General features: G+C 45.3%; 26 protein-coding genes and 1 other RNA gene. 11 read left to right on the top strand and 16 right to left on the bottom strand.

Annotated features, from left to right (window positions below):
• Positions 1 to 117: 117 nt before the first annotated feature.
• Positions 118 to 1,062 (bottom strand): tyrosine-type recombinase/integrase, encoded by a 945-nt coding sequence (locus CLV42_RS15900; RefSeq protein ID WP_106602918.1) that lies wholly within the window; start codon positions 1,060 to 1,062, stop codon positions 118 to 120.
• Positions 1,063 to 1,144: 82 nt separating this feature from the next.
• Positions 1,145 to 1,342, bottom strand: a complete 198-nt coding sequence (gene rpsU / locus CLV42_RS15895; protein WP_089835189.1) for a 30S ribosomal protein S21 — start codon at positions 1,340 to 1,342, stop codon at positions 1,145 to 1,147.
• Positions 1,343 to 1,459: 117 nt separating this feature from the next.
• Here rpsU and CLV42_RS15890 point away from each other — a divergent pair, with 117 nt between their 5' ends.
• Together CLV42_RS15890 and CLV42_RS15885 are read left to right on the top strand one after the other, a co-directional pair.
• Positions 1,460 to 2,050, top strand: a complete 591-nt coding sequence (locus CLV42_RS15890) for a riboflavin synthase (protein WP_106602917.1) — start codon at positions 1,460 to 1,462, stop codon at positions 2,048 to 2,050.
• 14 nt (positions 2,051 to 2,064) lie between these two features.
• Positions 2,065 to 3,066 carry an NAD(P)H-dependent flavin oxidoreductase gene (locus tag CLV42_RS15885; protein WP_106602916.1) on the top strand — a complete coding sequence of 334 codons (1,002 nt, stop codon included), beginning with the start codon at positions 2,065 to 2,067 and terminating at the stop codon, positions 3,064 to 3,066.
• A gap of 92 nt (positions 3,067 to 3,158) precedes the next feature.
• On the opposite strand, the gene CLV42_RS15880 is transcribed toward CLV42_RS15885, so the two are convergent.
• Positions 3,159 to 4,019 carry an oxidoreductase gene (locus tag CLV42_RS15880; RefSeq protein ID WP_106602915.1) on the bottom strand — a complete coding sequence of 287 codons (861 nt, stop codon included), beginning with the start codon at positions 4,017 to 4,019 and terminating at the stop codon, positions 3,159 to 3,161.
• Positions 4,020 to 4,099: 80 nt separating this feature from the next.
• Positions 4,100 to 5,023 carry an AraC family transcriptional regulator gene (locus tag CLV42_RS15875; protein WP_106602914.1) on the bottom strand — a complete coding sequence of 308 codons (924 nt, stop codon included), beginning with the start codon at positions 5,021 to 5,023 and terminating at the stop codon, positions 4,100 to 4,102.
• Positions 5,024 to 5,145: 122 nt separating this feature from the next.
• On the opposite strand from CLV42_RS15875, the gene CLV42_RS15870 reads away from it, so the two are divergent.
• Positions 5,146 to 5,640 (top strand): hypothetical protein, encoded by a 495-nt coding sequence (locus CLV42_RS15870; protein ID WP_106602913.1) that lies wholly within the window; start codon positions 5,146 to 5,148, stop codon positions 5,638 to 5,640.
• A gap of 62 nt (positions 5,641 to 5,702) precedes the next feature.
• Here CLV42_RS15870 and CLV42_RS15865 read toward each other — a convergent pair whose 3' ends face one another.
• The 4 genes from CLV42_RS15865 to CLV42_RS15850 all read right to left on the bottom strand — a co-directional run bounded on the left by CLV42_RS15865 (position 5,703) and on the right by CLV42_RS15850 (position 7,948).
• The gene (locus CLV42_RS15865; protein WP_211303466.1) at positions 5,703 to 6,410 is read right to left on the bottom strand and encodes a hypothetical protein; all 708 of its coding nucleotides are present in this window, start codon (positions 6,408 to 6,410) and stop codon (positions 5,703 to 5,705) included.
• Between the two features lie 73 nt (positions 6,411 to 6,483).
• The gene (locus CLV42_RS15860) at positions 6,484 to 6,693 is read right to left on the bottom strand and encodes a hypothetical protein (protein ID WP_106602912.1); all 210 of its coding nucleotides are present in this window, start codon (positions 6,691 to 6,693) and stop codon (positions 6,484 to 6,486) included.
• A 288-nt stretch (positions 6,694 to 6,981) separates the two neighbouring features.
• Complete coding sequence (locus CLV42_RS15855; RefSeq protein ID WP_106602911.1) at positions 6,982 to 7,581, bottom strand: FMN-dependent NADH-azoreductase; 600 nt, start codon at positions 7,579 to 7,581, stop codon at positions 6,982 to 6,984.
• Position 7,582: 1 nt separating this feature from the next.
• Positions 7,583 to 7,948 carry a DoxX family protein gene (locus CLV42_RS15850; protein ID WP_106602910.1) on the bottom strand — a complete coding sequence of 122 codons (366 nt, stop codon included), beginning with the start codon at positions 7,946 to 7,948 and terminating at the stop codon, positions 7,583 to 7,585.
• Positions 7,949 to 8,452: 504 nt separating this feature from the next.
• On the opposite strand from CLV42_RS15850, the gene CLV42_RS15845 reads away from it, so the two are divergent.
• Both CLV42_RS15845 and CLV42_RS15840 read left to right on the top strand, forming a co-directional pair.
• The gene (locus tag CLV42_RS15845) at positions 8,453 to 9,379 is read left to right on the top strand and encodes a hypothetical protein (RefSeq protein WP_106602909.1); all 927 of its coding nucleotides are present in this window, start codon (positions 8,453 to 8,455) and stop codon (positions 9,377 to 9,379) included.
• A gap of 28 nt (positions 9,380 to 9,407) precedes the next feature.
• Positions 9,408 to 10,043 (top strand): hypothetical protein, encoded by a 636-nt coding sequence (locus CLV42_RS15840; protein ID WP_146154394.1) that lies wholly within the window; start codon positions 9,408 to 9,410, stop codon positions 10,041 to 10,043.
• A 30-nt stretch (positions 10,044 to 10,073) separates the two neighbouring features.
• Here the strand turns inward: CLV42_RS15840 and CLV42_RS15835 are convergent, their stop codons facing one another.
• From CLV42_RS15835 to CLV42_RS15815, 5 genes are read right to left on the bottom strand one after another with little or no spacing between them, the layout of a single operon-like run.
• The gene (locus CLV42_RS15835; RefSeq protein ID WP_106602907.1) at positions 10,074 to 11,414 is read right to left on the bottom strand and encodes a DUF58 domain-containing protein; all 1,341 of its coding nucleotides are present in this window, start codon (positions 11,412 to 11,414) and stop codon (positions 10,074 to 10,076) included.
• A gap of 10 nt (positions 11,415 to 11,424) precedes the next feature.
• Entirely contained in the window at positions 11,425 to 12,405 is a 981-nt protein-coding gene (locus CLV42_RS15830; RefSeq protein ID WP_106602906.1) for an AAA family ATPase, read from the bottom strand.
• A complete protein-coding gene (locus tag CLV42_RS15825) occupies positions 12,405 to 13,640 on the bottom strand; it encodes a DUF4350 domain-containing protein (RefSeq protein WP_106602905.1) in 1,236 nt (411 codons plus the stop codon). The genes CLV42_RS15830 and CLV42_RS15825 overlap by 1 nt, the downstream gene beginning before the upstream one ends.
• On the bottom strand, positions 13,637 to 14,506 hold the full coding sequence (locus CLV42_RS15820; RefSeq protein ID WP_106602904.1) for a DUF4129 domain-containing protein: 870 nt from the start codon (positions 14,504 to 14,506) through the stop codon (positions 13,637 to 13,639). The genes CLV42_RS15825 and CLV42_RS15820 overlap by 4 nt, the downstream gene beginning before the upstream one ends.
• Complete coding sequence (locus tag CLV42_RS15815) at positions 14,503 to 15,486, bottom strand: stage II sporulation protein M (RefSeq protein ID WP_106602903.1); 984 nt, start codon at positions 15,484 to 15,486, stop codon at positions 14,503 to 14,505. The genes CLV42_RS15820 and CLV42_RS15815 overlap by 4 nt, the downstream gene beginning before the upstream one ends.
• Positions 15,487 to 15,721: 235 nt before the next feature.
• On the opposite strand from CLV42_RS15815, the gene CLV42_RS15810 reads away from it, so the two are divergent.
• Entirely contained in the window at positions 15,722 to 16,447 is a 726-nt protein-coding gene (locus CLV42_RS15810; RefSeq protein WP_106602902.1) for an RDD family protein, read from the top strand.
• A 58-nt stretch (positions 16,448 to 16,505) separates the two neighbouring features.
• Here the strand turns inward: CLV42_RS15810 and CLV42_RS15805 are convergent, their stop codons facing one another.
• Entirely contained in the window at positions 16,506 to 16,952 is a 447-nt protein-coding gene (locus CLV42_RS15805; protein ID WP_106603247.1) for a DUF5684 domain-containing protein, read from the bottom strand.
• A gap of 256 nt (positions 16,953 to 17,208) precedes the next feature.
• Between CLV42_RS15805 and ffs the strand changes: the two genes are divergently transcribed.
• From ffs to CLV42_RS15790, 3 genes are all read left to right on the top strand, one after another.
• Positions 17,209 to 17,308: signal recognition particle sRNA small type (gene ffs, locus CLV42_RS15800), an RNA gene on the top strand.
• A gap of 241 nt (positions 17,309 to 17,549) precedes the next feature.
• Entirely contained in the window at positions 17,550 to 18,200 is a 651-nt protein-coding gene (fsa, locus tag CLV42_RS15795; RefSeq protein WP_089835205.1) for a fructose-6-phosphate aldolase, read from the top strand.
• A 184-nt stretch (positions 18,201 to 18,384) separates the two neighbouring features.
• A complete protein-coding gene (locus CLV42_RS15790; protein ID WP_106602901.1) occupies positions 18,385 to 19,704 on the top strand; it encodes an NAD(P)/FAD-dependent oxidoreductase in 1,320 nt (439 codons plus the stop codon).
• Between the two features lie 104 nt (positions 19,705 to 19,808).
• Here the strand turns inward: CLV42_RS15790 and CLV42_RS15785 are convergent, their stop codons facing one another.
• The gene (locus CLV42_RS15785; RefSeq protein WP_106602900.1) at positions 19,809 to 21,101 is read right to left on the bottom strand and encodes a type IX secretion system plug protein; all 1,293 of its coding nucleotides are present in this window, start codon (positions 21,099 to 21,101) and stop codon (positions 19,809 to 19,811) included.
• Between the two features lie 110 nt (positions 21,102 to 21,211).
• Here CLV42_RS15785 and CLV42_RS15780 point away from each other — a divergent pair, with 110 nt between their 5' ends.
• On the top strand, positions 21,212 to 22,444 hold the full coding sequence (locus CLV42_RS15780; RefSeq protein ID WP_106602899.1) for an ABC transporter permease: 1,233 nt from the start codon (positions 21,212 to 21,214) through the stop codon (positions 22,442 to 22,444).
• A 123-nt stretch (positions 22,445 to 22,567) separates the two neighbouring features.
• On the opposite strand, the gene CLV42_RS15775 is transcribed toward CLV42_RS15780, so the two are convergent.
• Positions 22,568 to 23,314, bottom strand: coding sequence for a TrmH family RNA methyltransferase (locus CLV42_RS15775; protein ID WP_106602898.1), 747 nt, complete (start codon positions 23,312 to 23,314; stop codon positions 22,568 to 22,570).
• A 165-nt stretch (positions 23,315 to 23,479) separates the two neighbouring features.
• Between CLV42_RS15775 and tamL the strand changes: the two genes are divergently transcribed.
• The gene (tamL, locus tag CLV42_RS15770; RefSeq protein ID WP_211303465.1) at positions 23,480 to 25,858 is read left to right on the top strand and encodes a translocation and assembly module lipoprotein TamL; all 2,379 of its coding nucleotides are present in this window, start codon (positions 23,480 to 23,482) and stop codon (positions 25,856 to 25,858) included.
• Positions 25,859 to 26,031 lie beyond the last annotated feature (173 nt).

Raw genomic sequence — 26,031 nt, 5'->3', positions numbered from 1 at the left:
TGGTCATCGACTTAATGAAAGAAGTGTATACAAAGAACTCATTACTAATTTACTCACTTTTCGACTCTTTTACATAACCATTTAGTAATATTTTGTTAAAGTCAGCACAGCCCTTTTCTACTCACCTTTTGGATGCGCTTTCCGATACGCTTCTCTCAGTTTTTCAATACTATTATGTGTATAAACCTGTGTGGATGCCAGACTGGAGTGTCCCAGCAATTCCTTGACTGCATTCAGATCGGCGCCGTTGTTCGTAAGATGGGTAGCGAATGTATGCCGCAGTACGTGCGGACTTCTGCGACTCAGTGTCGTAATCTGGTGATCGGTCAGATATCCCCGCACCACATTGTAAACATATCTCGGGTATAATTTTTTCCCGCTCCGTGGATTTACCAGCAATACCTCCTTATCGTACTCTGCCAGCTCCTTCCGGCGCATTGCGCGGTACTCCCCTATTGCATCCCTCAATAAAGTACTGATAGGAATAATCCGCTCCTTATTGCCCTTTCCCAGCACTTTAATTGTCAGATTGCCCGTATCCACATGCCGGTCCCGCAGGTTGATCAACTCCGACAACCGGATACCCGTATGATACAGGAGCTCAAATATCATCCGGTGGGTCTTTCCCTCCAGATCGTCCGTGAAAATCGGCGTATCCTCCTGCCCCCTGCGCATGCTCCGGTTATCCTCCACCGCCTGCATGCCCTTTTCATCAATAAAGCCAGGTAGCCGCTTCCCGACCTTCGGGGCAGTCACTTTTGTCATCGGAGAGGTCGTAATTTCCCCATGACGCAATGCGTATTTGAAAAATGATTTGAGCGTGGAGATCTTGCGGTTAACACTCTTGGCGATCATGCCCTCCTCCATCAGCCAGGCCAGCCAGGTACGGACATGCGAATGCGATATGCCTGAAAGGGACACATCGCCATATTGGGATCTTAAAAAGATAAAAAACTGGGAAAGGTCCTGCTGATATGCAGTAGCAGTATGCACAGAATAGCGCTTCTCAAGCCGGATGTAAGCCAGGAAACGATTAGCTACCGGGTGTAAGACTTCACTCAAAATCAAAAGTTTGATGATTGTAAAGTTATAATAAACCTTACAATCATCACATATTTTGCGTGGGGAATTACCCCCGATAGAATCAATCGTCTAATTTACCACTGGCTAACTGCTGTTTGTAAACAGCTTTCAGCACTTCAGTACGACGCTTAACAGAAGGTTTTGTGAAAGATTGACGTGACCTGAGTTGTAACAGGATACGCGCTTTCTCAAATTTCTTTTTGTATTTTTTGAGCGCCTTGTCAATGTTTTCGCAATCTTTGGAATCGATGATCAACATAATATAATACTCCTTTTTTTCAGGAAGGCAAAGATATAACATTCCATTTAATTATCAAAATTATGTCAGCTCCCTTCTACGCAGGGCCATCTCCTCTTTATTACTTAATTTAGCCCTATGTTTACAGGAATCATAGAATCATCAGGAGAAGTAATAGCTACCAGGCAGGAAGGCACTAATATGGTCATCACCATCCGCTCTTCCCTCGCACCGGAACTGAAAATTGACCAGAGCGTATCTCACAACGGCGTTTGTCTGACCGTTACCCGCGTAGATAGCAATACCTACGACATCGTCGCCGTTGCCGAAACGCTGCTGAAAAGCAATATCGGCCAACTTACCCCCGGACAAAAAGTAAACCTGGAAAGGGCCATGGTCTTTAACGGCCGGATTGACGGTCACCTTGTTCAGGGACACGTAGACAGCACCGGCGAGTGTATTTCCTGTACCCCTCAGAACGGCAGCTGGGAATACCGCTTCCGCTATCCGGAACAATTTGCCGGCCTCGTCGTGGAAAAAGGCTCCATCTGCCTCAACGGCATCAGCCTGACCATTTATAATGTGACCAATATGGAATTCAGCATCGCTGTGATTCCATATACATATGAACACACAAATATCTCAGCCGTTCAACCCGGACACACAATTAACCTGGAATTTGACATCCTCGGAAAATACGTGGCCAGGCAGCTTGCTGTGAAATCATAGCTAAACGTCCACTTATGCAATTAACCTCAGCCCTTGCCATCCGTTACCCGGTCATCATGGCCCCCATGTTCCTTGTCAGCAACGAAAAAATGGTTAAAGCCGCCATGGATAACGGGATCGCCGGTACATTCCCCTCCCTCAACTACAGAAAAGAGGGAGAACTGAAGCAGGTGCTGGACCATTTGAACCAACACCGGGCACAATTGTCGTCCGGCCAGGGAACCTATGGCGTCAACCTTATCGTACAGAAGACCAATCCCCTCTATGCAAAACACCTGAAAGATTGCGTAGCGGCAGAAGTACCTTTTTATATTACCTCCCTTGGTAGCCCGAAGGAAGTGATTGCAGCTGCCCACAGCTACGGTGCCAAAGTGCTATGCGACGTGACCAATCTGCAGCACGCGGAAAAAGCGGCCCAGGCAGGCTGCGATGGTTTTATTGCGGTATGTGCAGGCGCTGGCGGCCATGCCGGCCCCTACCCGATGCATATACTCGTTCCTGCCCTCCATAAAGCCTTCCCCGACAAACTGCTGGTAGCTGCCGGCGGTATCGCTACCGGTCAGCAACTGGCCAGTGCCCTGGTACTGGGTGCTCAGGGCGCCTCCATCGGTACCCGCTTTATTGCCAGTGAGGAAGCTAGTGTCAGCAACGAATACAAGCACGCCATCCTGGATTATGGTATGGAAGATATCGTATTGACGGAACGCCTGTCGGGCACTCCCTGCAACGTCATCAATACTCCGGCAGCAAAAAAGATCGGCTACAAACAAAACTGGCTGGAAAGACAACTGAATAAAAATGCCCGTACCCGCAAATATTTCAAAATGCTGGTACAACTACGCGGCATGAAAAAGCTGGAAGCAGCCGTAAAGCCGGGCAACTACCAGCAACTCTGGTCTGCTGGTCAAAGTGTCGAAATGGTGGAAGATATCAGCCCTATCCATGATATTGTAAACAGACTGATACAGGAACTGGAAGAGACGCTGGAGCAAACAAGCCAGCTGCTGATTAAATAGCAAGATCATTTCAACTGATTTAATATATACAATGGGCTGTCCACTTAAAGCGGACAGCCCATTGTCTCTTAATACCTTATTTCCACTGCATTTTACGCAGCAACATCATCATGATCTGTTCCGGTGATCACATCATACCATTCCGTGATCTCCTTCTCGAAAGCAGCCGTCTTTTCCCTGAATTTGGCCAGGGTATCGTTACCTAATGGCAGATGTACAGGAGGCTTTTCCGCATGTCCCAGCTTTACAAAGGCCTGCGCCAGTTTCACAGGATCACCTGGTTGCTTTTTGTTTACAACCGCTGCAAAAGAGCGCATTTCTCCAACAGTAGCGGCATAATCGCTGATCTCATTACTGGTTTTTACCAGGGAAGAGTGGTCGAGGAATTCTGTCCTGAAGAACCCGGGCGCTACCACAGTAGCATAGATCCCTAACGGAGCAAGTTCCTGTGCCATCGCCTCCGTAATACCTTCCACGGCAAATTTGGTAGAACCATAAATACCCCAGCCTACATAGCCAAATAAACCGCCTACGGAGGAAATATTGATCACATGACCGGATCCCTGTACCCGCATATAAGGCAATACCGCACGGGTAACATTCAGCAATCCGAACACATTTACTTCATAGTTATTCTTCACTTCCTGCGCTGTGGCTTCTTCTACCCCGCTTAATAAACCATAACCAGCATTATTCACCAGGACATCAATGCTGCCAAAAGTGTCAATAGCCTGTTTAGCAGCTGCCTGTGCCTGTTCTTCATTAGTGACATCCAGGGTTACAACGGCAAGATGCTCATGATTTCCCAGCTGGGCAGCCAGGTCTTGTGGTTTGCTGCGTACGGTAGCGACCAGTTTATCGCCTGCGGCAAGAACTGCTTTTGATATCTGTAATCCAAATCCCCGGGATGCGCCGGTGATGAACCATACTTTCTGTGTGTTTACGCTTTTCATTTTGTTCGTGTTTTGTGATACAAAGATGAAAAGAAGCCAGCAGCCGGGCTTTAGCAAAAGCACTGAACCTTTTATGAAAATCAAAGATGGTATGTCTTCCTGAATTCGGCGGGGGTAATACCGGTATTTTTCTTGAAGAATGAATTGAAATTGGGTTGCTCTGCATAACCAATGCTGTACCCGATCTCCTGTAATGACCAGTCAGTTTGCAACAATAATACCTTGGTTTCGTCCAGCAGACGGCTTTTGATATGAGTACTTACATTTTGCCCTGTATGCTTCTTCAGCAAGGCATTCAGATGATTGGGATGCACGCCCAGGTCTGCCGCAAATTCCTTGGCAGTCCTGATCCTGATTGGTGCCTCTTTATTGATCCCGGCCGTCTCCGCCTCAAGCAATCTGAAAAATTCATGCACATGCCGGAACTCATCCGTTACATTGTCTGGCGGTGGAAAATTGGCAATTTTTGTACTCTCAACCATTAACAGTTGCAGGTAGGCCTGCAGGGAATCATCACTCCATTTACTACCCAACAGTTCCTCTTCCTTCATCTTCGCAAATAGCTGCTCCAATGCCTGTGCGTCTTTCTCTGTCAGCCTGATTACACTCTTTGACTTGTCAGTGAACAGGGCAAATTTGTCCATACTTGCCTTTAAGGTAGGATGCTCATTCACAAAGGACCTTCTGAAGAGACAATAATAACCGCCCGACTCCGCAGACAGATTTTTCCAGGAGATAATATCGTTGGGATGGATAAACAAAATAGTTGGCTCTTCCAGGTAATAGGTATTTAATCCCATAGTAAACACCCCTGCTCCTTTCGTGGTCAGCAGTACCTTATAAAAATCTCTCCGGTTGGGAGACAGGTAATTTCGGCATTCATGCACTTCCCTGTTAAACACCCTGATGGTCCAGTCTTCAAAATATTCACGGAATACGGGGATCAGGTCGGGAATATCTCTTAATGTATCTATAGTGCGGCTGTCGAGCGTCTGAGATGGCATAACTGAATATATAGACTACTAATTTACTGTATTTGTCACAAATACCCCCTAAGATTGGCAGCTCCGGCGACCTGTTACCCAGCGCATATTCGGTATCTTAGTACTCACCAATACTATTAAAAATGGAAGTACAACCACTTAGCAGCAAAACCTTTGGCTTTATGGTATTGTATGACATGCATACCACTTTTTTCCCGAACGTCATCGCAGGCATTTCTGAAAAAGACGCCAATGAGCGCCTGGGTACAAAAGCCAATCACATGGCGTGGCTGACAGGCAGCCTCGTACAGGAACGATTCGAATTAGCCAGATTGTTCGGTATTGAAAAACAACAGCAGGCCAATGAACTTTTTAAAGACCACAAGGGCATACAGGAAGGCGTGATCTATCCGGCACTGAGTTCTTTTGAAAAAGACTGGAAGATCATTTCTCCGCTTTTAAGAGAATCACTCCTCAATGCTGATGATGAAAAATTTGATGAGCCTTTTGAAATGCCAGGTATGAAAATGAGCATCTTTGATCTGGTTTCTTTTCAGACTTACCGAGAGGCGAATTGTATCGGACAATTAGCGTTATGGCGGAGGTTACTGGGCTATGAAGCGATGAAGTATATGTGAGTTGCCTCTTGCATGAAAGCATGTAAGTCCCGGAAATAAACTACTTCCGGGACTTGTTTTTGTTATGCATTATAAGGTATTCCAGGCTCGGATACAAAGAATCCGTTGTCAGAGATATCACCTATATCCCGATCGGAATTCAAAGATATTCGTTCCCTGCGCGGTAGAAAAAATCCTTTGATACAATTTGGATTGCGGATAGCGATCTGGATATGTGTTTTTTCATATATGCCTGAGCCTTCGAAAGCAGGAGAGCCTTCCAGAAAGGCACCTCTTACTGAATCAGGAAGCTTATGCTTCGTAAAACCATGAACAGTTAAATCGTTTTCCATTTGCTCAATAATATCCTCACACATATGTTCAATCACTACACAATCCAATTCTCTCAACAATTTGTCTTTATGTTTATCCTCCCGCAAATCTTTATTCTTAGGCAATACTTTATTTGACGTTTTATATAAGTCAAATAACTTCTTATAAGAATCTTTAAACATCTCTATATGCTCTGTGCTAAGAAAATCACAACAATACCCTAGATCAAGCACCGCTCCTATTACAGCTGGCGAATTAATTTCTCCTCTTTCATATTTATACCTTGCCCAGTCCCAGGCACGTGCATAATTATTTTCCCAAAAATACATTCCATGCCCCAGCCAGTCGAAAGATTCCCGACTTATTCTTATTCTATTTGGATTATTTAACAATGTCTCACAAACGGCTTGATCACAACCATGAAAACCAAGCACCAAATTGGATCCTACGTTATACATAGACTGGAAATTGCTGTTTATTAACTTCTCATTATTATAGCAGAATGATGTCCCTCATTTTTATAAGGCCATTTTACATCTCTCCTTCCTCATTAAGTTGACTTTGTAACGGTGTATTTAAAGGCGGCCATTCGCCTAGATGCTGGAACCGGGCCGCGATTTCACCACTCTCGTCTAAAAAACCAATAGTTTGCAATCTGCGAATTGCATACTCCCTGGAAACGCCTCTTTCCCATTTTCTTTTTGTAAATGCAAGGACTGCATCAATGTGTTCTTTCGTCATAATTACAGTTTTTTAAGTAAACAATATTTTTCATCAGTTACCTCTACGCGTACACGCACGGCCTTCCGCAGGCCGCATGGCATAGGTATATCACAATGATTCTCTAAGAAGTTTTCAACTGATTCATTCAGTGGAGTAACGTCAACAAACAATAACCGAATTTATATCAAACAAACAAGACTACAATAAATCTTTCCAATTTTTCTTTAAATGACAATCTCAATATCAAACAACAAAAGCTCCTTATGGAGCCTTGCTACTGTTACGTATTTTAAACTACACTTCAGATTAAACAGCTACCTTGTCGATCGCCTTCTGCAAAGCTGTTTCCTTGTATCCAGGCATATCACACCCTTCCGCCCAGAATGTGGTGACATCCGTCATACCAATAAAACCAAGAGTTGCTTCCAGATACGGAACAGCAAAGTTATATGCCTGCATCGGTCCTTCAGAATAAACACCTCCTGAAGATACAGCCAGGTACACTTTCTTATTTTTCACCAATCCTTCCTTCTGACCACCCGCGAAAGAGAATGTCCTCCCTGCGCGCATCACATGATCTATCCATGCTTTCAATGTAGACGGAACATTAAAGTTATATATCGGTACTCCTATTACAATAATGTCCGCCTCCATTACTTCATTGATGGCATCGTCGGAAACTTTTTCTACTGTCGCTACTATTTCAGGCGCCACTTCTCCCATTCCACGATACACCTTCAGATGTCCCTCATGAAAATGCTCATACCGCTGTTGCGACAGATCTTTTACTTTGACGGTGCTACCCGCATAATGCGCTGTCAGCTTTTCAATCACTGCGTCTGCTAGCTGCGTGCTCTTGGATACTGCTCCATTTACGCTTGATATAATCTTCAGTATCTTTTTCATACTATTTTGATTTATTTAGTTTGTGATAAGTAAAGTAGGACACCGCCAGTACGGCAAGGAAAACAAAGGGTACAACCGGAACCGGCATCGGGTCTCCTGAAAAACCATGGGCTACACCAGCAGATATGAACGTGAAAGTAAAACCTGCATACGCCCATTCCTTTATCCTGGCACCAACCGGCGCCAGTAACAATACAACACCTATCAGTTTGGCAATAGCCAGTTCAATCCTGAAATAAGCGGGAAATCCCAGATGTCGAAATGCCTGATCTATTTTTACATCCGTGAAATAGGCATACGCTGAATACGTCATCATCAATGCTACAATTGCAGTGCTAACCCAATAAACAATCCTTAATGTTTTCATTCTATATTTTTTGACAAGGCAAAACTATTTACTATTGCTAATAAATAGTTAGTACTATACCAAAGGTTAGTACTAACCTTTGGTATAGTCCCCGTTTCTTCTGATGTCATTAGGTACTCTTTCTTATGGCGCTTTTTCCTGGTGTGTCAGGGCCATGATCGTTAAATGGCTTATCTTTGCAGCACTACACTCACTATCCCATAAAGGCGTTTTTCAAATAATGGTTTTCGCCTTCCCTAAAGTACCTACCGCCTCCGAAACCACTACTTACATTCTTTCCTTCCCCTGATCAAGTCCAACTCAAGTCCGATTGATGTCCTGTTAAAGTTCGATTCTATAAGGTCACTTCAGGCTCATTAAAGGCTTATTTCAGGCTCTCCCAGGGATATACAGATGTATTTTTCAGGTACTTATAATGAGCCTGAAGAATAGGTATCTATTCGAAACAAGAACCTATTTATCAGCTGATTATTTCGTATATTCAATGAAATCTATTGTACGTTTATGGCCCAAAACTTAAATATGCTCACACAGGGACTCTCCGGCCATGTCGGGGACCTGATCTTTTACGAACGGAACGGTAAACCGTTCTGCCGTAGGATGCCACAATATGGCCCGGACAGCATGTCCGCTGCCAGTAAACAAAGTAGCCGGGAATTCGCAAAAGCAAGCAAAGCCGCAAAATCGATCCGTTCAGCCCTGAATGGGCTCTGGCAACCGGCAAAGGAAGAAACGACGATTTACAGGCTAAATAAGGCTGTTTATGCGGCTTTGAGAGAAGATACCGGGCATGCACGGGGAAAACGCGTATTTAGCGCTAATGCCCTGCACCAGCACCTGAAAGATTTCCGCTATAACAAGAAGGCTGTTATGACCATCGGAGGAATAGACACCATCCGACAGGAAGATGGCTGCATCCTGGTAAAGCTGCCTCCCAACTGGCAACACTGGCTGAACCCTCCCAAAGACACCAGGTATATACAGCTCCACGCAGCCGCACTGGATATGGACCTCGACAACAATACTTGCGTAGGAACCGCCACCGCTGCTAGTTGCGTCGCCCTGGGAGAAAAACAGCATTCCCTGCTCCTGCCAGCCGTACCTGCCAAAGCAACTGCCACAATCGTCGTGCTGCAGCTGCGCTTTCTTCATACTGACACGGATATTCAGGCTAACAACTCTGCCAGCAACGAACAGGCATTTATTACAGCTGTGCTGGAACCGGCTTTACCACCAGCAGAAAAACAGGAACAGTCTTCCAAGGCACCCAGGATTGCCCGAAAGAAACGGTCCGCAGCAGCTATACTGGCAACTGCCAGCCAGCCCACACCAGTTCCTTTCCCATCATTAGCCATTGACGCCCATAGTATAGCGTCTCCACCATCTGTTAAGAAAGATAAAAAACCGCCTGCACTTGTAAATGTGGAATGATTTTTTCAGCTTTCAGGTAAAAAACACATTGAGAGCTTTTTTAATCATCACACAGTTATTGCTTTTCTTCAATGCCCAGGCACAGCAAAACAATATAACCAGCGTTACTGCCAGTTATGACCCGGCTTGCATAGCCGAATTGTACAATCATATCCCTATTGGCCTGGAATTCAAATATGCAAACGGACAGGTAAGAAAAACAGAAGGATATTTAGACGGCGCTTACCGTTGGAAGAGTATCAAAGTGACCAGCTCTGCCGGTAGTGTGCAAAACGGCTATCTACAGCTCGACAGACAACGGGCGGCAAAATTGCATTACCAGGTAGAACTCACTGTCACACTGCCTGACTCTCCACAACCGCTGACTACCACACTGACGCTTCCACACCTGGAAAGCATCCGCTTTAATCATTATGCCGACAGCCTGAAAAGAGGCATTAGGTTTTACCTGAATGTAGAAGGATCATTCAGTAGCGGAAAGATCTACCCACTGGATACAGCTGCTATAAAATTCACCGCCAGTGAAGGGAAACTATTAGGACAAGACCTGCTGCTACCTCCTAATGATGCTACCCGTATTATTACAGTCACAGCCATCAATAAAAACGATCCGTCAATGTCTGTATCAAGTACAATACCTGTAAAGCAACTCCAGGATAAATAATCAATGAACTACCGGAGCTGATTCCCACGGTTAAATAAGCGACCTGGCTTTCAGCTCCAGGTATTTGTTGATCACGTTCAGCGTGAGTTGTTCCGGTGGTGTGAGTAAGGAGAGAATGCCGTATTTCGTCAGCTCCCTGACCATCAGTTTCTTTTCATAAGCAAATTTCTGTGCAATCACCTGCCGATAGATGCCCTCTACTGTGTGCACATTATCTTTCGTTACTTTTTTGAGCTCTGTATTTTCAAAGAAAACCACCAGCAACAAATGATACTTCGAAAGCCTGCGCAAATAAGGCAGCTGCCGTTGCAACGCTGTCATAGACTCAAAATTGGTGAAAAGTATCAGTAAGGAACGCTGGGAAAAAACACTGCGTAACGTAACACTCAGTCTTTCATAATCACTCTCCTCCCACTGCGTTTCCTGTGCATACAACTTCTCCAGTATCAGGTTCATTTGTGTTTTCTTACTGGAAGACGGTAACACATCTACCTGCTGTGCTGCAAGCGTTACCAGCCCCGTTTTATCTCCCTTCTGTAAGGCGATATTGCTGAAGATCAGCGAGGCGTTGATAGCATAATCCAGTAAGGTCAATCCTTCAAAAGGCATCTTCATAGCCCTGCCTTTGTCTATCACACAATACACCTGCTGTGATCTCTCTTCAACATAGTTATTGACCATCGGCGTACCTCTGCGTGCTGTAGCTTTCCAGTTCAACATACGCACATCATCGCCGCGTACATATTCTTTAATATGATCAAACTCCATACTGTGGCCAGTCACGCGCTGTTTATGCACACCCATTTCCTGTAAACGGCCATTGAAAGAGAAGAACTCATAATTGCGTAACTGCAGAAAAGAAGGATACACTTTCACGATCTCCTCATTCAGCGGTGCAACATGCCGTTGCGATAACCCCAATAAACTACGTACAAAAGCATTGGTTTTACCGAAGTGATATTCTCCCCTCTCCACAGGGCGTAAGGTGTAGTGGAGATCCTGCTCCTCTCCTGCTTTCAGCTTTACCTTCTTCCTGAAATCACGTATCTGAAATTGCACTGGCAATTCTTCCATTAATATAACTGTAACGGGAAAACGATAATTATTTATCAGCTTTATCCTGATGTCATTATTATCACCGTTGCTAAAACGGCTGGCCATGTTACGTGTTACTTCTAATGGTTGATTTCCCGCTGCATACAGGAAGAATATATCCAGGACTAGAAGAAAAGATAACAGTGCAATGATCAGCTCTGACACGATATACAGCGGGGGAAGAAAGTAGGACACGACGAACAACATCGCCGTACTTCCCAGCAATACATAGAAACGCGTTGTAAAAAATAAAGACTGATAGAATGCTTTTAACATACAATAGTTTTTACCTCGGTACTTCCACTGACTTCACGATCTGTGAGATCACCTCATCGGCAGTAATGCCTTCCATTTCACGCTCAGGCGTCAGCATAATACGATGACGCAATACATGCGGCAACATGCTGACAATATCATCAGGGGTAACGAAGTCGCGGTTATGCATTGCAGCAACAGCTTTTGCACAATTCATTACTGCCAGCGATGCCCGTGGTGATGCACCCAGGTACAATGAGGCATTGTTACGTGTTTCATGGATCAGGGCAGCAATGTAATGCAGTAGTTTATCTTCTATATGCACTTTACGCACCAGCAGCTGATATTCCATGATCTGTATGGCAGTTACCACGCGTTCCACCAGCTTCGTCAGATCGGACAGACCATTGTAATGATGCATGGCCTGCAGCATGGAGATCTCTTCCGCCAACGCAGGGTACTTCACTTCTATCTTAAAGAGGAAACGGTCCAGCTGTGCTTCCGGCAAACGGTAAGTACCCTCCTGCTCTATCGGGTTCTGTGTAGCTACGACCATAAAAGGAGCAGGCAGCGGATGTGTAATGCCATCATTCGTGATCTGCCTTTCTTCCATTACTTCAAACAGCGCCGCCTGCGTTTTCGCAGGGGCACGATTGATCTCATCTATCAGCACCAGGTTGCTGAACACAGGACCACGCTTGTATTCGAACTCTCTTTTTTCCGGGTTGAAGATGGAAGTACCTATCACATCCGCAGGCATAATGTCGGGTGTGAACTGCAGCCTGGAAAAGTCTGCATCTATGCAGCGCGCCAGCAGCTTAGCGGTGAGGGTTTTTGCGACACCCGGCACACCTTCTATCAGTACGTGCCCTTGTGTAAGCAGCCCTGCTATTAACAGATCAATCATCTCATGCTGGCCAATAATTACCTTTCCTATCTGCTCCCGGATAGCCACTACCGCCTCATGAAGAGCGGTAAAATCAGTACGGGGCTGAAATGTAGTTTCCTCCATTATTTCGTATTTAAATAGAACGCTTGTATATTTTTATAAAATCGCTGTAAATATTCATCTGTAATTACCTGCCCCGACTGTACCTGCTGAATACTATTCAGGATATCTTTCACCTGTTCCAATGGCATCACTGCCTTGCGCGACAATGCCTCTGCAAAGGCATTGTCCAGGCTGTTGGTGTTCAGATAATAGCGCGTGCGTACAAACTCCTGCCACTGCAAGATGATCTTCTGTGCCAGGTTGCGGTTATCGTGCTGCTGATAATACAACTGTCCGAGTGCCTCTACAAACTCCAGCGAGTTGTTTACCAGCACAGGCTTTTCGGGAATGATACGCTGCCTGCGCTTGCTTTCGAACAACATATAGATCAATAGTAATGCCACAGCCAGCCATAATGCCCAGCGCATGGCCGGATACCGCATCAGCACCTCCCACTCACTGAAATCAGACGACTGACGAAAGCTCTGATATTTATAAAACTCATCCCAATACACATGATCCATGTACAGATTAGTGTATGCCAGTTGTCTTTCCAGCGACACGATGTTACGCTTATGCAGCAGAAAATAATTGGTGAGTGTAGATGGCTGTAACAGCAGGAATACAGCGCCTTCACCCACTGCGACCTTTACAAAATTGGGACGTTTGAATGCATCAGTACCCAATATGGTTGTGCGACTAGTATCCATTTTTACGACGAAACTGCCCCCTCTGATACCTTTACGGGAAAAGGCCGTGTCAGGTGCGAGGTTCCTGTTCACATAACGCTGGTCGGCATTGGTAAAAGATTGAAAAATACCTTCATCATCCACAGTGATATTCAGGTATTCTAATAACATACTATCAGGCCGGTTTGATGCAATGAACAACTGATTACCTGCAGAAGCAAATTTGATCATATTCTTCGCATCTTCTGCCGAAGTGTACAACCTGTCGGCTACCAGGATATACAGATTATAATCTGTAGAGGCCAGCGTCTCATCCTTATTGTACGTGCGGGAAAAAGGCTTGGTAACTATCTGCGGTTTGATATCATAATAAAACAGATGAGACAGGGCCTTAAACATCACATAACATCCTCCCGGGCTTTTATCCTTGTGGGAAAAGCTTTGCTGTGAGAGTTCTTTCTCATCAATATTTTTGCCGTCCGGCTTACGTGTGCGTGACGAGAAGACCAGCAGGATCAAAAATACCAGGATAATGGCGCTGATTATTGCTATTAATTTTGATTTCACCGGGTATAGCCTAATTCGTTCATAAATTGACGGAACTGTCTGTGTATAACGTTGAACTGTTCATTGTTCACAGGCATTTCTCCATACCATATATATTCATAATCCAGTGTCAGCGTTGCAAATGCTTTATACCACGGTGTAGACACCAGGCTGTGTAGATAAGCCGCATTGGTTTTCTCCCTGCTATAGGTGACGATCCCTTTATCTACCAGCACGCGCAGCGTTTGCAGATATAGTAATCTTACCGCCACTCTGAACTTACCGGAAGAAATGGCTTGTTCTATCTGCTGATGATATGTTGCTACATCCAGTTCTTCTTCTGTTAGTTTTACCGTCTTATCTGCATCCCGCTTCGTTCTTTTAAAGAGGTAACCATTCTGCTTCAGATAGAGATATAACAACAGCCCCACACCGCTTAATATGAAACAGATGATCGCAAATGGGGAAAGCCCTACCAGCCGCAGGATGGCTGAAAAGATATCGTTCATCCAGGACATATCTTTTTGTCGCGCAGGTTCCTTTTTCTGGTATTGCAGGTCGTTGTCTGCCAACAATGCTTTCATGATGGTATCAGGCACGGCCCTTATCACCAGTGGATAGTCTGCGTATGATTCCATCGTATCAGCCATGGCAGGTACTGCCTCATCCCATAAGTGATGATCCGCCAAGGCTTTTTCGTGCTGACTGATATTTTCCCTGGTGCTTGAATCGGCTGCTTCTTCCGCTGCCTCTCTTTGTGTTGCCGTAGCCACCATATCTGCCGCTACCATGGAATCAAATTGTTCCGGAGGTACAGACTGCTGTGCTTTGACGAACAAAGGCAGACATAATAATACCAGGATATAATGAACGCGCATTTTCCTCATTTCACAGGCTTTATAATAGTTGCTTTTGGTCCGAGCTTATATCCTTTACGATGCAGATAGATCGGGTAAACAATAAAGTAGCTAACAATAAACAACAGCGACAGCGATAAAATGCTGACACTGGTCCATACAGGCATGGCGGTATGCCGGGTTACGAAACCTTCCAGGAAGGCCGCCACTATAAATATGGGTATCAGCGTCACTACTATCTTCACGCCATCACGGGCTGTATTCTTCAGTGCATCCAACCTTTTACGGGTACCCGGGAATATCAGTCCGCTGACCATTACCAAACCGGCACAACCAGCTATGACAATAGCAGAGATCTCCAGGGTGCCATGTATCCAGATTACCAATATTGACTTCAGCCCCAATCCTTTGGAAAAGAAATAATACTGGAAAGCTCCCAGCATAACGGCATTCTTCATCATTAGCCAGAGCGTACCCACACCCAGTGTGAGGCCGCTTACAAAAGTCAGCATAGCGACTGTAATATTCCTTTCTGCAATTCTCAGGAACATGACCAGCTCGTTCTCCTGTTTATAAACGCCAAAGGGATCGCCATTATTGATATTCTGTTCTGTCATACCTACATATTCATCTCCCAGCACACCACGTACAAAAGTTTCATCGTGGGCGGCGGAAAAAGCACTGATCACACAGAAGAGGAGGAAGAATAAAAAGGAGAACAGGAACAAGCGGTGGTACCTGCGGAACAGCAGTGGCAGTTCATAGACGAAGAAATTACGGAATCGGCCATCCTGCTCTTTCCGGTTGCCATAGATAGTATGGTAAATACCGGCAGCCAGGCTGTTGATATAAGCGGTTATCTTACTGAAGCTGTAGAAGGTTTTGGCATACGCCAGATCATCCAGCAGGCTGGTAAAGCGTTCCGCCAACTCGTCCGGATCTTCGGCAGGTTGCTCCTGGTATCTTTTCCAGCGCTGCAGATTCTTTTTTATGAAGGTTGATTCACGCATGGGCTAGTCTCTTAATCCGTCATCCATAGTTGATAAGCTATAAAGGATAAGCCATCAAATGTTCATTAAAAGGATTTTGCTCAGAATATACAAAAAAAGACCCGGGCAGCTAATATTAATTAAATAAATCTAGCTAGATTAGTCAGCAGGAGCCGTTTGTAGCGAGGGTATACCGCTTAAAGTCTACGATCTCTGGACTACTGGCAAACATATAGATTAATTACTAAATTTATTCATGGCCTCTATAAAAATACCCACTTCTTTCAATATAGATCTCGAATTTGAGACAGCTAACCTTTTCCAGCGTTTCCTGGGTTGGTTGCTGGATACGCTCATCAGGCTGGTCTATTGTATAGCATTGGGTTACACGGTGTATAACATGCAACTGGGAGAGGTCACAAGTTATGTAGTGTATTTCTTCCTGGGTGTATTGCCTATGCTGTTCTATTTCCTTGTACTTGAGATCATTATGAACGGACAGACACCGGGTAAGCTGATAATGAACATTAAGGTGAGGAATATGCAGGGAGGGAAACCGAGTATCAGCCAGCACCTGATCAGATGGCTGTTCCGTATGCTGGAAACGCCCTACATCTTCTGGAATGGTATTATTCCCATCATTGCCATGTTAAGATCGCCGTACGATCAACGGCTGGGGGATATTGTGGCGGGAACGATCGTGGTAAGTACAAAAACAAAGGCAAGCCTGAATGATACGATCTTCAGGGATATGTCTGCGGTGGATTATCAGCCGCATTTCCCGCAGATCCTGAAATTATCTGACAGGGACATGAACAAGATCAAAACATTGATGGATCAGGCCATTAAATCCAACAACCCCGAGCTGGCAGCGCGTGTGGCCTATCGCGTAAGGGATGTGCTTGAGATCAAAACAGACATGCAGCCGGTGGAATTCTTGGAGACGGTATTGAACGATTACAACTACTATACTACACGATAGCAGCCGGTCGCCAAATAAATGACAACCGGCAGGAAAACTAATTATGGCAAAAAATTGATTATACAGCAGGATTTCCGATACTGCCTATCTGGCTATCCAGTGAAGGCCCGGTGGGATGACCGGCAGGACCTATATAACGGATGTCTCTGCTGAATGCCAGGATCGGATAAAAAATGAATGGAAGAAACAATAATCCAAGTGTGAACCCGATATCCTTCCCAAAACTCTTGCTGAAGTCGTGCGTTAACATGATAGGCAGGACAATCCACCCGTAAATAGGGATCAGGAACATAAAAAAGTACCACCAGGGCTTACCTACTATTTCCAGCATAACAATGGTGCTGTAGATGGGGACAATACATGCCCAGCCAGGTTTACCTGCCTTTTCAAATATTTTCCAGTAACAGACAATGAAAAATAACCCAATAACGAAAGCGAAAAGAAAAATGCTCAGTAAGGCACCACCCAGGATGGCGCCGGAGGACTCGTAGGAAACGTCTTGCATGATTAGCGGTTTAGGTGAAAGGATATATGTATAAAAAATGAACATAATACCTACCGGATCGTGGTGTAAAAAGGATACTTATTCAGGGAATATGGAGCTCAACAACAGTTCAACCGGTCACTAATTACATGACTTATAACATACGATGTGACAAAATTGATCACTACAGGAAACATTTTTTGTTCCTTTTTTAAATAATTCTCATAATTTTTCTTTTAAGATTTGTTATTTATTTCAATTAGTGTACATTTGCAGCCGGCAAGTCTTATACGACCAGCTCCTGCTGAACTCCCCCAGGACAGGAATGTAGCAAGGGTAGGCGGTTGTAGCGGTGCGATGTAAGTAACTTGCCGTTTTTTTTTTATTTTATATTCCAGGTCATCAGTCGATAGATTCAGTTGAAATGCTATTAACTACTCATTCATTCCAATAAGGATGACCTGTGGACTCTACCCAATGCGTTCCAACTGTTTATTTCGCGATTGTCCGGCTTCTGTTCATTCTTAAATGAATCAGTGAGTACTGTTGATTATATTTTATTTGTTCCGTACTATTGTGGCGGCAATAATTATTTAAAAAGGACTAAATCATTTCACAATGAAATTCTTCATAGATACTGCAAATCTGGCGCAGATTAAAGAAGCAAACGACCTGGGCGTTCTTGACGGTGTTACCACCAATCCTTCCCTGATGGCTAAAGAAGGCATCAAAGGCGAAGCTAACATCCTCAAACATTATGAGACAATTTGCGAGTTGGTAGATGGTCCTATCAGTGCAGAAGTATTGTCTACCGAGTTCAACGCCATCGTTGAAGAAGGTAAGAAACTGGCTGCTATTCACCCGAACATCGTGGTGAAGGTGCCAATGATCAAAGACGGTATCAAAGCCCTGAAATGGTTCACCGACAACGGTATCAAGACTAACTGTACACTGGTATTCTCTGCAGGTCAGGCTATCCTGGCTGCTAAAGCAGGTGCTACCTTTGTATCTCCTTTCATTGGCCGTATTGATGACAGTAACTGGGATGGCGTTGAGCTGATCGCCCAGATAGCACAGATCTATAGCATCCAGGGCTTCAAAACAGAGATCCTGGCGGCTTCTATCCGTTCTCCTTTACACATCATCAAATGTGCTGAAGCCGGTGCTGACATTTGTACATGTCCGCTGGATTCAATCCTCGGTCTCCTGAAACACCCGCTGACTGACATCGGTCTGGCTAAGTTCCTGGAAGACGCGAAGAAGATGTAATCTTATTTTTAGATGGTATACTCCCCGGTGCAAGCCATGCATCGGGGATTTTTTTATAAATAAACTTTCATTCTTTTCTGAAAGTATTGTAATTTTGATATGCCATTATACGTTCCGGCGTTTGAATACATAGTGTCGAGAGACACACGTTCATTTATTTCTTTGATTGCTAAATGATTGTATTATGATTCAGCCGAATATTCCGGAAACAGGCATGCCCCGCGTAGTAATTGTAGGTGGCGGTTTTGGTGGTATCAACCTGGCTAAAAAGCTCAAAAACGCCCCCGTACAGATTGTAATGCTCGACAGGAACAATTATCATCTCTTCCAACCTCTCCTCTACCAGGTATCTACCGCTGGTCTTGAAACAGATAGTATCGCTTTTCCGCTTCGCGGGATCTTTAAGCAACAATCCAACTTCTTCTTCCGTATGGCCGAAGTAACCGGTGTACGGCCCACAGAAAATATACTGGAAACAGGTATCGGAGATTTACACTACGATTACCTGGTACTCGCCACGGGCAGCACTACCAACTTCTTTGGTAACAAGATCATTGAAGAACATGCCATTGGTATGAAGTCGCTCATTGAAGCAGTACAGATCCGTAACTATGTGATCAAACAGTTTGAAGAAAGCCTGCTCCTGGAAGATGAAGAACAGATCAGGTCAAAACTGAACTTCGTAATGGTAGGCGGCGGTCCTACCGGTGTAGAACTGGCAGGCGCCTTCGCGGAGCTGCGTAAATATATCATGCCGAAAGATTATCCCGAACTGCCAGTATCACTGATGAACATTTACCTCATTGAAGGCAGCGGCCGTATCCTGAACGGCATGAGTGAACACTCTTCCCGCAAATCGCTGGAAAGCCTGGAGAAACTGGGCGTGAAAGTATTGTGCAATGCAGTAGTAAAAGAATATGATGGTAAAACACTTCTGCTTAGCAATGGCGAAACACTGAAGACACAATCCCTGTTATGGGCTGCAGGTGTAAAAGGCGTGCCGGTAAGGGGCATTCCGCAGGATGCCATATTGCCCAATGGCCGTATACAGGTGAATGAATTCAACCTGGTGAACGGTACACTCAATATCTATGCTATTGGCGATATTGCTCAGATGGTGAATGATCCTAAGTTCCCGAAAGGCTATCCGATGGTGGCGCAGGTGGCGATCCAGCAGGGTGCTAACCTGGCTGAGAATATCCTGAAGATGATCAAATCTGCCGGACGTGGTCTGAAAGGGTTTAAGTACAATGATCTTGGCAGTATGGCGACCATCGGACGTAATCATGCCGTAGCTGAATTTGCAGGAATGAAACTGAGCGGATTTATGGCCTGGATGGTATGGATGGCGGTACACCTTATGAGCCTCCTGGGATTCAGGAACAAACTGGTGGTGTTTAGTAACTGGTTCTATCGCTACTTCACTTTTGATCGTGGTACACGAATTATCATTAAACGTGGCGCTGCGAATATTGTGAAACTCCGCCAGACTGTCGTCAGCTGATACTTGCCAGGAGCTGTGTAATGCGACATAGCATCCGTAGTAATAAAAACAACAACGCGTCCATAGCACATGATGCCATGGACGCGTTACTATTTTATATTTTGTTATTTACGACTTAACATCGAGTTCAGTGTGGTGGTAGTAACCAGTTCATCGGCACGGCCTCCCAATGCGCGATAGTAAACAAGGATCGTATAGTTGTTCTCTGCTTCCCACCAGTTCCCTTCTGTTAACTCAGTACTGGGTTTGCTGCCGACTACCGTTTTATCTACTAACGCATATACGTAGTTATAAAAACCCTGTTTCAGGAACATCGTTCCCTCATATGCCCTGGTGGCGGGATTAAATACCATCTTACTATTATCGTCGCACTCATAGTTGGTCAGCTCTCCCAGGATGTACATGTCGTAGCCAGCATAAGGTTCAGGAACCGGGAAAGAGAAGTGCACAGTAGCATAGTCTCCTTCAAAGAAAGGATCATAACCATCCAGTGTGGCCAGGTAATACAAGCCATTGATATCCTTGATATACTGATACATCTTCCCCCCTCGTTCAAAGTCGGGAAGTGCATATACATCTGTATGATCTTTCGCGTACTCTGTTGTCCTCACCCGTTCTGTCTGTAAGCGGAAACTTCGCAGGTCGATCCAACGCCATTCCTTACCTGCCGGCATCACGCAGTCGACCTCCCAGTTGTATTCCAGCACATTACCTTTAATGAACAAAGGACGGGGGAATTTTATCGCATTATCCCAGCGGTAGTTCTGGAGGATGACCACTTTCATCTGATCGAAAGGGTTCGTGATATTGAGTCCGGCAGTATTAACAGAGAAGTTGATCTTCTGGTGTGACCGGAATATTTTTGGAGTAACTGGCTGCTGAATAAAACCGCTTACACTGGCTTTGTTGGCAATCACCAGCATGCGGCGGGTCAGTACCAGCTGGTCCGTATCGCTATCCAGATACACCTTCAACAGGTAATTGCCCGACCTCGTCGGATAACAGTTCTGATTGGGCAGCTGTACTGAATAGTGCGTATATTTCTGCAAAGCAATACTGGAAAAACGGTAGTCCTGGATCCTGTTTTCGGAGAAACCCCGCAGGTACTCTACCTGGTTGATCTGGGGTCTTGTCCAGTCGGCATTACAGAGGACGAACGTATAAAAGTAGTTCTTCACATCATTGTCCATATCATCAAAGCTCAATTCCAACTTTTCATCGCCATTGAGTGTAATGATAGGATAACTGAGCTGATCGCCGGCCTGGTTGAGCTTTACAGACCGGATATTACTGTAGTAAACGTGGTCAGGACTAATAGTATTCTCCTGCGCAGCTACTGGCAGAACGTACGCCAGTAAACATATTACAGGTATACAGAAGAAGGTTTTTATCTTCATAATAGCATTTCAAGTAACCATTAAGGTACTATTTTTTCGATTTGTTCCGAGCAGCTTCATTATAATATAGGCGGCCGGCTGTTTATGATTATATTCAATACATTTGTCTTATGAATTTGCCATTCTTCATTGCCAAGCGGATAGCCTTCAACCGGTCGTCTTCCTTTTCCAAGTTCATTATCAATATTGCTATTGCAGCTACTGCGATCAGCGTAGCGGTAATGATACTGGCTGTGGCCCTGGTGAATGGTTTCCAGGAAGTTATCCAGCAGAAGATATTCAGTTTCTGGGGACATATGCACATTACCCAGTACCAGCCTAATGCCGGTCCGCTGACCGAACAATTTCCCTTTCCATCGGATAGCACCATGGTGGCAAAACTCCGACAGATAAAAGGTATCAATACTATTAACGCTTATGCCACCAAATCTGCTATAATAAAAGCAGAAAAAGATCTGGAAGGCGTCATCTTCAAGGGGGTAGATCGTCATTATAACTGGAGCCATTTGCAGCAATTCCTGCAGGAAGGCTCTGTTATCCATTATAATGACAGCAGTTATGCACCTGAGGTGCTTATCTCTGTCAGACTTGCGAAAGAGCTGCAACTCAAACTGCATGATCCACTTATTATTTACTTTATCCAGGGGCCAGGACAACCTCCCAGAGCCCGTAAGCTGACCATCAGTGGTATCTATAAGACAGGTATTGAAGAATACGACAAGACGTATGTACTGGGCGATCTTGAACTGATCCGTAAGCTGAATAACTGGGAACCCGGTAGCATTGGTGGATATGAGATCTTTACGGATGATTATCAGCAACTGAAAGAAACGGGTACCGCAGCTTATAATGTTATTCCGGATCAGCTGTTCATCCGTTCTATCGCCGATATCTATCCGAACATCTTCGCCTGGCTGCGTTTACAGAATAAAAATAAGGCTATTATCCTGGTGATCATGTCCATTGTAGCCGCCATCAATATGATCACGGCTATCCTCATTCTCATCCTGGAGCGGACAAATATGATCGGTATTGTGAAAGCGCTGGGTATGCGGAATGCCAGGATACAGGAGATCTTCATCGCTCAGGCGGCTTATATTGTTATAGCAGGGATTATTCTGGGAAATATCTTGGGTATTGGTTTAGCCATCCTGCAACAGACTACGGGCCTCTTTAAATTGCCGGAGGAATCCTATTACATGTCTGTAGCAGCTATTTCCCTGAGCTGGTGGCAGGTAGTGCTGATTGACTTAGGTACCCTGAGCCTTTGCATTTTGGTATTGATACTACCCTCCCTGATTATCAGGAAGATCACGCCTGTGAAGGCGATACAGTTTAAGTGACCATTGACTAACAATCATAAACAGAGAAGTCCATAGCGATCAGTGCTATGGACTTCTTTGTTTTATGTCATTATCAACGTATTGTCTTAACAGCGGTCAGGAGCGACAGTTGCTATTAGCGTGTTATATCAACAATCTTCCGCAGATGATACCGGCAGCAACACCGGCATTCAGGGATTCTGCTCCTCCCAGTCTTGGGATAGTGATCTTATGGGTACTGACAGCGATTACGGCATCGCTCAGTCCGCGGGACTCGTTACCGATCAGGATAATGCCTTCTTTTAGTCTGGAGAACTGTGTGATGTCTGTACCATGTAAGGTAGCGGCATAAGAGGGCACGCCGGCCTGCTGTAATAAAGTAACAACATCACTTTCCAGTATGCTTACACGGGCGATGCTTCCCATTGTTGCCTGGATAGTTTTAGGATTATAGGCATCCACACAATCGGGCGAGCAGATGATCTGACGGATGCCGAACCAGTCGGCTATACGAATGATGGTTCCCATATTGCCGGGGTCCTGGATGGTTTCCAACGCAAGAGATACGGTTCCTTTTAAAGATGCCGGCTCTATGGCAGCAGATCCGGGAATATCCAGCAGGGCCAATGCCTGATTGGGTGTAGTCAGCGCTGAGAGCTGCTTCAGGACACTCTCTTCAACTTCAGTGATCCGTACCACAGGTGTCCTGTCCAGCAAAGACCGATGAGTACTGATCCAGGTAGCAGTTGCATACACGTCCCGCACGGGAATGCCTGCCTGCAGGAGCTCTGGAACGATCTTATCGCCTTCAGCAATGAACTGGCCGGATTTTTGACGGTATTTTTTATGCTGTAATGATTGAATATACTTAATTTGCGCCTTCGACAACATAGAGCCAAACCTACATGAATTCTTTTAATCGGCAAAGCCACGCGGACTGGCCTCTATGGAAATAACAGAAAACAAAGCTTCTAACTATTAATAATTGTATTGACTCTGATGCAGCAGCGGCCACATAGTTCCCTTTTTATTTATCTGAACTATCTAATCATCCTGATGACGACACTGGCGCTGGCTGCATGTTCCAATACAAAATACCTGCAAAAGAATCAGGTGCTTTATGTGGACAGCGATGTAGATGTGAAAGGAGAAACTTCTTCTGCTGAAAAACAGGATATCCGCGCCTCTCTTAGTTCCAAACAACTCATGCTGCAACAGTCCAATACCTTGTTTATGGGTACCCGTTTCAAGGTATGGCTCTACAACCAGAAGTACAATGAAAAGAAGTCCAACTGGTTCTGGAACCTGATGCTGGCGCCCCGCAACCTGGAAGAACCGGTGATCTACGACTCCACCAAAACCAAGGAATCTGTCAAACGCATGGTCAGCTACCTGAATAACCAGGGCTATTTCTATGCTACTGTAGATTACGAAGAGTCTATCAAAAGGCAAAAAGTCAATGTTACCTACAAGGTTAACACCGGTAAGAACTTTGTGATCAACAAGATCCGTTATGAAATACCGGATACCAATCTGCTGAAACTGGTCAAAGAACATGAAAATCTCGCCCTGATCAAATCAGGCATGGCCTACAAACAGGAATCCCTTGGCAGCGAGCGAGAAAGGCTAATGCGCGTAATACGCAATGCCGGCTATTATAAATTTGACCGCAATGCAATCGAATTTGAGATCGATACCCTCCATAAGATCTTGTTCCGCAACCTTATGAACCCTTTTGAAGGGATCGTTAACGTCTACAATGAGCGTAAGGGGCAGGACATGCCGAAAATGGATATCACCATTAAGATCTGGAATCCGGAGGACTCCTCCCTCCGTTATCAGCAGTATACCCTGGACAGCATTATTGTGTACCCTGATTACCCGGTATATGGCAGTACTGCTGACTCACTGTTCAAGACTACCCAGCGTAAGGACCTGACCATCCGCTACCGCCAGGATATCCTGAAACCGACCGTACTTTACAGGGCTGTCATCCTGAAAAAGGATGAACGCTTTTCTCAGCAGCGTACCAACGATGCAATCAGCCGTCTGTATGACCTGGGTGCCTGGCAGTTTGTAAACCTGCAGTACAGGGAACGCCAAGACACGCCGAATATGCTGAGCACTTATATCTTTATGACGCCCAAACGTCGTCAGGAAATCGGGGCCAACTTCGAGGTCAGCACGAGCTCTGATTACCTCGTGGGTAGTGGTATCAGCCTGAACTACCGGCACCTGAATATAGGCCGTTCAGCTACACAGCTGAACGTCAGCCTGAATACCGGCATTGAACTCATCCGTAGCCAGGGCAGCTGGATGTTGCAATCGCAGGAAATAGGCGGTCAGGTCAGCCTGATCTTTCCCCGGTTTATTACGCCCTTTCATATTGCCCAGCGCAGCCGGTCCACTACAGTACGAACCAGGCTGACAGCAGGGGTCGATTATCTGACCCGCTCAGCGAAGTTTTATATATCCAACGTAAATGCCTCTTTCGGGTATGAATGGAATCAAAGCCTCTATAAACGCTGGATCGTCAAACCTATTTCCCTCAACTATGTCGGGGTGAATCTGAATGCCGGTTTCCGTGATAGCATTGTCAATAAGAACCCTTATCTGAAAAGAAGCTTTGAGCCTGCCTTCATCGGTGGTGAGAATGTCACTTACATCTATAGTAACAATGATGCACTTCACCGCAATCACTATTCTTATTTCCGTGCGAATGTTGAGGAGTCTGGTGCATGGCTGAATGGTATCAACAGCCTCTGGGGGAGTATTTCCGGTAAGGGCACCGATCTCGAAAGTCTGACCAACATGCCGATTGCGAACTTCCTTAAACTGGAGGCTGATTACCGGCATTACTGGAACCTGACTGGTCATACAGTACTAGCCACCCGCATCTATGGCGGCGTTGGTATCCCTTACGGCAAATCAGATGTAATGCCATATATCCGCCAGTTTACAGCTGGTGGGCCTAATAGTATCCGCGCCTGGCGTCTTCGCACCCTCGGACCGGGTACCTTCAAAGACAGTTCCGTCACTGCCAGCAACTTCCCCGACCAGACCGGTGATATGAAGCTGGAAGGGAATATTGAATACCGTTTTGACCTCCTGCGCCTGTTCAACGGTAGTATTAATCTTAAGGGAGCGACCTTCCTGGATATGGGGAATATCTGGATGCTGAAGAAGGATACTATTCGTCCGGGAGGTGAGTTCAGGTTGCAGAACCTTTACAGGGATCTGGCCGTGGGTACAGGGGCTGGTTTAAGGCTTGATTTTTCTTTCTTTTTAATAAGGCTTGATTGGGGCGTACCAGTGAAGGTACCCTATTATACAGGAAATAAGAATGGATGGTATCTGAGCCAGTGGCAGCTGGGGGATGCAGCGTGGAGGAGGAATAATATCATCTGGAACGTGGCGATAGGATATCCATTCTGATTTGGGGTTACATTATTCCCGAACCGGATTTGTAATGTTCCCGGGGTTGTATTGATTCCCCCGGGTTTGCACTCCGGGGCTACAAGTGAGTAGGAGGCATGAGATTATTTCGCATGCCGTCCCCTCCAGCCACCGTACGTACGGGTCCGTATACGGCGGCACATCAAAATAGT

This window comes from Chitinophaga ginsengisoli (assembly GCF_003014595.1).
In the GTDB taxonomy this organism is placed as follows: Bacteria; Bacteroidota; Bacteroidia; order Chitinophagales; family Chitinophagaceae; genus Chitinophaga; species Chitinophaga ginsengisoli.
The sequence above is the reverse complement of the archived record's forward strand: the minus strand, read 5'-3'. Positions and strand labels throughout refer to the sequence as shown.

What these genes read in the sequence shown, in the direction of transcription:
- rpsU (WP_089835189.1), bottom strand. Translation starts at nt 1,342, where the DNA reads ATGTTGATCATCGATTCCAAAGATTGCGAAAACATTGACAAGGCGCTC.
- CLV42_RS15890 (WP_106602917.1), top strand. Translation starts at nt 1,460, where the DNA reads ATGTTTACAGGAATCATAGAATCATCAGGAGAAGTAATAGCTACCAGG.
- CLV42_RS15885 (WP_106602916.1), top strand. Translation starts at nt 2,065, where the DNA reads ATGCAATTAACCTCAGCCCTTGCCATCCGTTACCCGGTCATCATGGCC.
- CLV42_RS15880 (WP_106602915.1), bottom strand. Translation starts at nt 4,019, where the DNA reads ATGAAAAGCGTAAACACACAGAAAGTATGGTTCATCACCGGCGCATCC.
- CLV42_RS15875 (WP_106602914.1), bottom strand. Translation starts at nt 5,023, where the DNA reads ATGCCATCTCAGACGCTCGACAGCCGCACTATAGATACATTAAGAGAT.
- CLV42_RS15870 (WP_106602913.1), top strand. Translation starts at nt 5,146, where the DNA reads ATGGAAGTACAACCACTTAGCAGCAAAACCTTTGGCTTTATGGTATTG.
- CLV42_RS15865 (WP_211303466.1), bottom strand. Translation starts at nt 6,410, where the DNA reads ATGTATAACGTAGGATCCAATTTGGTGCTTGGTTTTCATGGTTGTGAT.
- CLV42_RS15860 (WP_106602912.1), bottom strand. Translation starts at nt 6,693, where the DNA reads ATGACGAAAGAACACATTGATGCAGTCCTTGCATTTACAAAAAGAAAA.
- CLV42_RS15855 (WP_106602911.1), bottom strand. Translation starts at nt 7,581, where the DNA reads ATGAAAAAGATACTGAAGATTATATCAAGCGTAAATGGAGCAGTATCC.
- CLV42_RS15850 (WP_106602910.1), bottom strand. Translation starts at nt 7,948, where the DNA reads ATGAAAACATTAAGGATTGTTTATTGGGTTAGCACTGCAATTGTAGCA.
- CLV42_RS15845 (WP_106602909.1), top strand. Translation starts at nt 8,453, where the DNA reads ATGGCCCAAAACTTAAATATGCTCACACAGGGACTCTCCGGCCATGTC.
- CLV42_RS15835 (WP_106602907.1), bottom strand. Translation starts at nt 11,414, where the DNA reads ATGTTAAAAGCATTCTATCAGTCTTTATTTTTTACAACGCGTTTCTAT.
- CLV42_RS15830 (WP_106602906.1), bottom strand. Translation starts at nt 12,405, where the DNA reads ATGGAGGAAACTACATTTCAGCCCCGTACTGATTTTACCGCTCTTCAT.
- CLV42_RS15820 (WP_106602904.1), bottom strand. Translation starts at nt 14,506, where the DNA reads ATGAGGAAAATGCGCGTTCATTATATCCTGGTATTATTATGTCTGCCT.
- CLV42_RS15815 (WP_106602903.1), bottom strand. Translation starts at nt 15,486, where the DNA reads ATGCGTGAATCAACCTTCATAAAAAAGAATCTGCAGCGCTGGAAAAGA.
- CLV42_RS15810 (WP_106602902.1), top strand. Translation starts at nt 15,722, where the DNA reads ATGGCCTCTATAAAAATACCCACTTCTTTCAATATAGATCTCGAATTT.
- CLV42_RS15805 (WP_106603247.1), bottom strand. Translation starts at nt 16,952, where the DNA reads ATGCAAGACGTTTCCTACGAGTCCTCCGGCGCCATCCTGGGTGGTGCC.
- fsa (WP_089835205.1), top strand. Translation starts at nt 17,550, where the DNA reads ATGAAATTCTTCATAGATACTGCAAATCTGGCGCAGATTAAAGAAGCA.
- CLV42_RS15790 (WP_106602901.1), top strand. Translation starts at nt 18,385, where the DNA reads ATGATTCAGCCGAATATTCCGGAAACAGGCATGCCCCGCGTAGTAATT.
- CLV42_RS15785 (WP_106602900.1), bottom strand. Translation starts at nt 21,101, where the DNA reads ATGAAGATAAAAACCTTCTTCTGTATACCTGTAATATGTTTACTGGCG.
- CLV42_RS15780 (WP_106602899.1), top strand. Translation starts at nt 21,212, where the DNA reads ATGAATTTGCCATTCTTCATTGCCAAGCGGATAGCCTTCAACCGGTCG.
- CLV42_RS15775 (WP_106602898.1), bottom strand. Translation starts at nt 23,314, where the DNA reads ATGTTGTCGAAGGCGCAAATTAAGTATATTCAATCATTACAGCATAAA.
- tamL (WP_211303465.1), top strand. Translation starts at nt 23,480, where the DNA reads ATGACGACACTGGCGCTGGCTGCATGTTCCAATACAAAATACCTGCAA.